Source organism: Nocardioides turkmenicus (assembly GCF_011045035.1).
In the GTDB taxonomy this organism is placed as follows: domain Bacteria; phylum Actinomycetota; class Actinomycetes; order Propionibacteriales; family Nocardioidaceae; genus Nocardioides; species Nocardioides turkmenicus.
In genome coordinates this window covers 1-5751 of the sequence record NZ_JAALAA010000043.1, presented here as the reverse complement: position 1 = coordinate 5751, position 5751 = coordinate 1, and the positions used below count along the sequence as shown (strand labels likewise).

At 68.3% G+C, this 5751-nt stretch carries 2 protein-coding genes and 1 pseudogene; all 3 read left to right on the top strand.

Annotated features, from left to right (window positions below; translation table 11 throughout):
* Positions 1–458: 458 nt before the first annotated feature.
* Complete coding sequence (locus G5C66_RS25485) at positions 459–1682, top strand: choice-of-anchor P family protein (protein ID WP_165114642.1); 1224 nt, start codon at positions 459–461, stop codon at positions 1680–1682.
* A gap of 185 nt (positions 1683–1867) precedes the next feature.
* Entirely contained in the window at positions 1868–5260 is a 3393-nt protein-coding gene (locus tag G5C66_RS25480; protein ID WP_165114639.1) for a (Fe-S)-binding protein, read from the top strand.
* 232 nt (positions 5261–5492) lie between these two features.
* Positions 5493–5751 (top strand): annotated as a pseudogene (locus G5C66_RS25475) (toxin-antitoxin system HicB family antitoxin); the annotation flags it as partial.

The following is a 5751-nucleotide window of genomic DNA, read 5'->3' as shown; positions in this document are numbered from 1 at the left end:
CCCCCGAGCCCGAGCCGACCCCGGCGCCAACTCCCCCCTCGATCGGCGAGAACGTCGTGGCCCCAGTGCTCGACACCGTGACCGGCGTGATCGACGGTCTCACCGGAATCGAGCTCGACTTGACCTCGTAATCGAGGGTCCTCGAACGGGCCGTGACCTCCTCCGAGGTCACGGCCCGTTTGCGTATGCCCGGGGCGGGTTACCCATGGCAAGGAAGGGCCATCTAGAAATAGGACCTCCGTCCCGATAACTTCCGTGGTTTTCTCTCGTTTGCCCGATGTGCCACCCCTTAACTCGGGAGTGCGCCAGGTTCCCCCGGATCTGGCAGGTGGCACGGCCCCGTTGCGGGGATCTTGGGGGATCCCCACCGCAGAATCGGAGTCCAACCAACAATGCGAAGCATCCGTACGCTTGCGCTGTCCGCAGCCGCTGCCGCCGTCGTAGGCGCAGTTCTGGTTGTGCCGGCGCCTTCACAGGCCGCGCTGACGAACACCTCTTTCGGGATGTTCGCGAGCGGCTTCGGCACCCGCGTCACCGGTGGAAGCATCCCGGCCAACTCGGGAGACCTCGGATACCAGACCATCGGGTGCACCCGTAAGGCTGGCTACGACGTCAACAACAACACCGCCGGAGCCAAGGTGCCCGGCCTCGGCACGATCGGCGCCACCACGACCAAGCAGCGCACGATCAAGTCCGGCGCGACGGTCAAGTCCATCTCGGAGCACAAGATCGCCGACGTCGTGCTCGACAAGAGCCCGCTGGGCAAGGTCACCGTCGAGGGTCTCAGCTCGGTCTCCCAGGCATGGTGGGACGGCAAGGCCTACAAGGCCGACTCGAAGGCCAAGATCGCCCACGTGATCCTCGACCCGGCCGGCCCCGGCCAGAAGGTCGACCTCCCGGTCCCCGGTCGCGACAAGCCGCTGGTCATCCCCGGCATCGCCACCATCGGCATCGGGAACACCGTCGAGAAGGTCAAGGCTGACGGCTCAGGCTCCTACGCCTACGCCAACGGCATCTGGATCAAGCTCCACGGCAGCGACACCGAGGTCACCATCGGCCGCTCCCGCGCGGAGATCAACGGCCAGGCCTACTCGGCGGTCTTCAACGGCTTCTCCAACTCCGTCGACGCCACCGCTCTCGGCGGCGCCGTCCAGGTCGGCAAGAACCCGCTGACCAACGCCTCCTGCGCCGGCACCAAGGGCAAGCTGAAGACCAAGTCCCTCGGCGACGTGCACCTGGGCGAGGCCGGCAACATCGTGGACGTCAAGGGCCTGACCAGCGGTCAGCGCTCGAACCAGACCAAGACCGGCGCCGAGGGCTACACCTTCGGTGAGGTCGCCAACGTCAACATCGGCGACGGCGCGATCCGCATCGAGGCCATCCGCGCCCAGGCGAACGTGAAGTACGTCAAGGGCAAGGGCTCGACGTCGTCCATCTCGGGCACCAAGTTCGGCGACATCTACGTCAACAACCAGAAGGTCTCCCTCGCTCAGCTCGAGTCGGCGCTCTCCCGCGTCAACATCCCGGGCCTGGTCAAGATCGAGACCAAGGTGGTCACCGACCGCAGCAAGAACCTGATCGAGGTCGTCGCCCTGCGGCTGACGCTCCTCGACGGGAGCGACGGCACCAAGTCTGTCGTCAACATCGGTCACGCGAAGTTCAAGGTGAACGCCAACAAGTGAGGCCTTGATCCACTGAGGCTGTCCTAAGAAACGGCCCGCGTCCTGACCAGGTCGCGGGCCGTCTCTTCGTTCTGAAGTTACCCACGGGTAGTATCAACCCACCCTTACCCAACCGAACCCGAGCACAAGCACTAGGCTCGGTTGAAAACCGGTTCGTCCTGCCCCCTGATGAGGAGCGCCTAGGCATGTTGCAGATCATCGCCATCGTCGTGTGTCTCGCGGCAACGGTGGCCACCGCCTACCTGGTGATCAAGGCGGTCCGGTCGATGCTCGCGGTCATCAAGATCGGTACGCCGATCAGCCGCGTCGACCAGCCGCTGGCCCGCACCCTGACGATGCTGAAAGAGACCGTCCTCCACACGCGCATGCTGCAGTGGACCTGGGTCGGGATCCTGCACTGGTTCGCCTTCGCGGCGTTCATCGTGCTCTCCACGGCGGTCGGTGCTGCGTACTTCCAGCTCTTCGACCCGGAGTGGACGCTGCCGGTGATCGGCAAGCTGTTCGCGTACGAGTGGATCGCCGAGCTCCTCGGTCTGCTCGGCTCGCTGGGCATCATCCCGCTGATCGTCTACCGGCTGACGCACCTGCCCGCGCAGAAGGGCCGCGGCACCCGGTTCTACGGCTCCACCCAGTGGCAGGCGTTCTTCGTCGAGGCGATGGTGCTGGTCGAGAGCGCGGCGATCCTGTTCATCCGCGGTGCGGAGTACAACCTGGCCAAGGCGCACGGCGGGGAGGTCGCCGAGCACGCGACCGCGTTCCACTTCCCGATCTCGCAGTTCTTCGGGGCGCTCTACCCCACCGGCCCCGACGCGATCCACACGCTCGAGAACATCATCTACGCGATCGCGGCCTTCAAGATCATCACGGCGCTGATCTGGCTGACCATCGTCTCCACCCACCTGACGATGGGTGTCGCCTGGCACCGCTTCACCGCCTGGTTCAACATCTGGTTCAAGCGCGAGCCGGGTTCGCGTACGTCCTCCGTCGACGGCGCCCGCCCGCTCGGCACCGCGCTCGGCGCGATCAAGCCGATGCTCATCGACGGCAAGCCCGTCACCCTCGAGGACGTCGAGGAGGACCGCATCCCCGAGGACGCGATCCTCGGTGTCGGCTCGATCCAGGACTTCTCCTGGAAGGGCATCCTCGACTTCACCACCTGCACCGAGTGTGGTCGCTGCCAGTCGCAGTGCCCCGCCTGGAACACCGAGAAGCCGCTCTCGCCGAAGCTGCTGATGATGGGGCTTCGCGAGCACGCGTACGCCGCTGCTGCCGACGGCGACCTCAAGGAGAAGCCGCTCATCGGCAAGGCCGACGGCGCCCCGGAGGGTGCCGAGGGCAACACCGAGGTCCTGGACTGGTTCTACAACCCCGAGGACGGCGGCTTCGTCATCGACGAGGACGTGCTCTGGTCCTGCACCTCGTGCGGTGCGTGCGTCCACCAGTGCCCCGTCGACATCGAGCACGTCGACCACATCATGGACATGCGCCGCTACCAGGTGCTCGTCGAGTCCAACTTCCCCTCCGAGCTCAACGGTCTCTTCAAGGGCCTCGAGGGCAAGGGCAACCCCTGGAACATGAACGCCAACGCGCGCATGGACTGGGCCAAGGACCTGCCCTTCGAGGTCAAGGAGGTCGGCAAGGACATCGAGTCGCTGGAGGAGGTCGACTGGCTGTTCTGGGTCGGCTGCGCCGGCGCCTACGAAGACCGTGCCAAGAAGACCACCCGCGCCGTGGCCGAGCTGCTCGACATGGCCGGCGTCAGCTTCGGCGTACTCGGCAACGGCGAGACCTGCACCGGTGACTCCGCCCGCCGCGCCGGCAACGAGTTCGTCTTCCAGGGCCTGGCCCAGCAGAACGTCGAGACGTTCAAGGAGTTCAAGGTCAAGAAGGCCGTCACCACCTGTGCTCACTGCTTCAACACGCTGAAGAACGAGTACAAGGAGTTCGGCATCGAGCTCGAGGTCGTCCACCACACCCAGCTGCTCAACCGTCTCGTACGCGAGGGCAAGCTGACCCCGGTCGCGGACGGCGCCGGCGCCCACAAGCGCTCCATCACCTACCACGACCCGTGCTACATCGGCCGCCACAACGGCGTCTACGAGCCGCCGCGCGAGCTGCTGCAGATCATGCCCGGGGCCGAGTACAAGGAGATGCCGCGCAACTCCGAGCGCTCCTTCTGCTGTGGCGCCGGTGGTGCCCGGATGTGGATGGAGGAGAAGATCGGGTCGCGGATCAACGAGAACCGCACCGACGAGGCCGTCGCCACCGGCGCCGACCAGATCGCGGTCGGCTGCCCGTTCTGCCGCGTCATGCTCTCCGACGGTCTCACCAAGGCCCAGGCCAACGGCTCGGCCCGCGAGGAGGTCGAGGTTCTCGACGTCGCGCAGATGCTGCTCGCGTCCGTGAAGGGCGAGCAGGCCACCAAGCTGGCCCCGGGCGAGGGTGCGAAGGTCGGGGCCGCCGCCAAGGCCGCTCCGGCCGTCGAGGAGGCCGCTCCGGCCGCGGGTGCCGCTGCGGGTGCCGGTGCCGCTGCTGCCGGCTCGTCGCTCTTCGACTCCCCCACCGAGACGACCGAGACGCCGAAGGCCCCGGCCGACGCGTCCTCGCTGTTCGACACCCCTGCCCCGGCCGAGCCGGCCTCGGGCGGTACGTCGGGTGGCGGGTCGCTCTTCGACACCCCGGCTCCGGCCGCGGAGCCCGAGAAGCCGGCCGCCGGTGGTTCCCTGTTCGACGACGGCGGGTCGCTCTTCGACACGCCTGCGGAGGCGCCGGCCGAGGAGAAGCCGGCCGAGGAGCCGGCTGCCGATCTCGGTGCTGGCGGGTCGCTCTTCGACGTACCTGCGCAGGAGACGGAGCCTGCCGCCGCACCCGAGGCGAAGGCTGCCCCCTCCGCTCCGGCACCGGCGTCCGAGGAGCCCGCTGTCGACCTCGGCGGTGGCGGTTCGCTCTTCGACATCCCGGCCGCACCTGCCGAGGAGGCCGCTCCGGCGCCCGAGGCGAAGGCTGCTCCTGCTGCCGCTGAGCCCGAGGCGCCTACCCCGGCTGCGGAGGAGCCGAGCATCGATCTCGGCGCGGGTGGCTCGCTCTTCGACATCCCGGCCAGCGAGCCCGAGCCCGAGCCGGCTCCGGCGAAGGCTCCCGAGGCCGCCGCTCCGGTCGAGGCTCCGGCTCCGGCCGCACCTGCTGCGCCCATCGCAGGTTCGGGGGTGACCTCGGAGCCGAAGACCGACGTCGACTTCGACAGCCTCGGCTCGCTCTTCGACATCGAGGCTCCTGAGGGCACGGTCGCCGCCGCGGCTCCCGCCCCCGCTCCTGCCCCTGCCGAGGCCGCTCCGGCCACGGAGGCCGCGGCAGAGCCCGCGGTCGAGGAGGCGCCTGTGGCCGAGGAGACGCCTGCCGAGGAGGAGACGCCTGCCGAGGAGGACACGGCAGCCGAGGCGGAGACACCGGCCGAGCCGGAGCCCGAGCCCAAGGCCGCCACCCCGGAGCCGAAGCCGGCACCGGCCGCGAGCGGGGAGGCCCACACGCCGCGTACCGACGTCGACATCCACGAGACGGGGTCGCTCTTCGACCTCTGATCCACCGCAGTCCGCTGCACCAGACGATGACACCTTGTGAGCCCTCCACAAGGTGTCATCGTCATTTCGGCCGAGGCGTCTCCCGCGTCGGCCGAGATGGCACCAGCGTGCCCACTCGGCCGACGTACGTGACGCCTCGGCCGACCGGGGTGACGCCTCGACAGGCGCCTGACATCAGGTGACGTCATATTTAGGGTTGTGGTGACGTCACAATGGTGTCACAGTGGTGCGCATGGACATCACGCCGTACATCGACAGCCTGCGACGGGACCTGCTGGCCGCGGCCGAGGCATCGGGGCCGGAGGCGAGGGAGACCGCGGAGCGGCTCACCTACGCGCTCGACCCGGCCGCTCGGCTGGCGGTGATGGAGGCGGTGAGCCAGGCGGCCGCGGAGATCACGGCCGAGCTGCCGACCGGGAACGTGGACGTACGTCTGCGGGGCCGCGACCTCGAGTTCGGGGTCACGCTCCCCGAGCTCGCCGCCCCGGTTC

What these genes read in the sequence shown, in the direction of transcription:
- G5C66_RS25480 (WP_165114639.1), top strand. Translation starts at nt 1,868, where the DNA reads ATGTTGCAGATCATCGCCATCGTCGTGTGTCTCGCGGCAACGGTGGCC.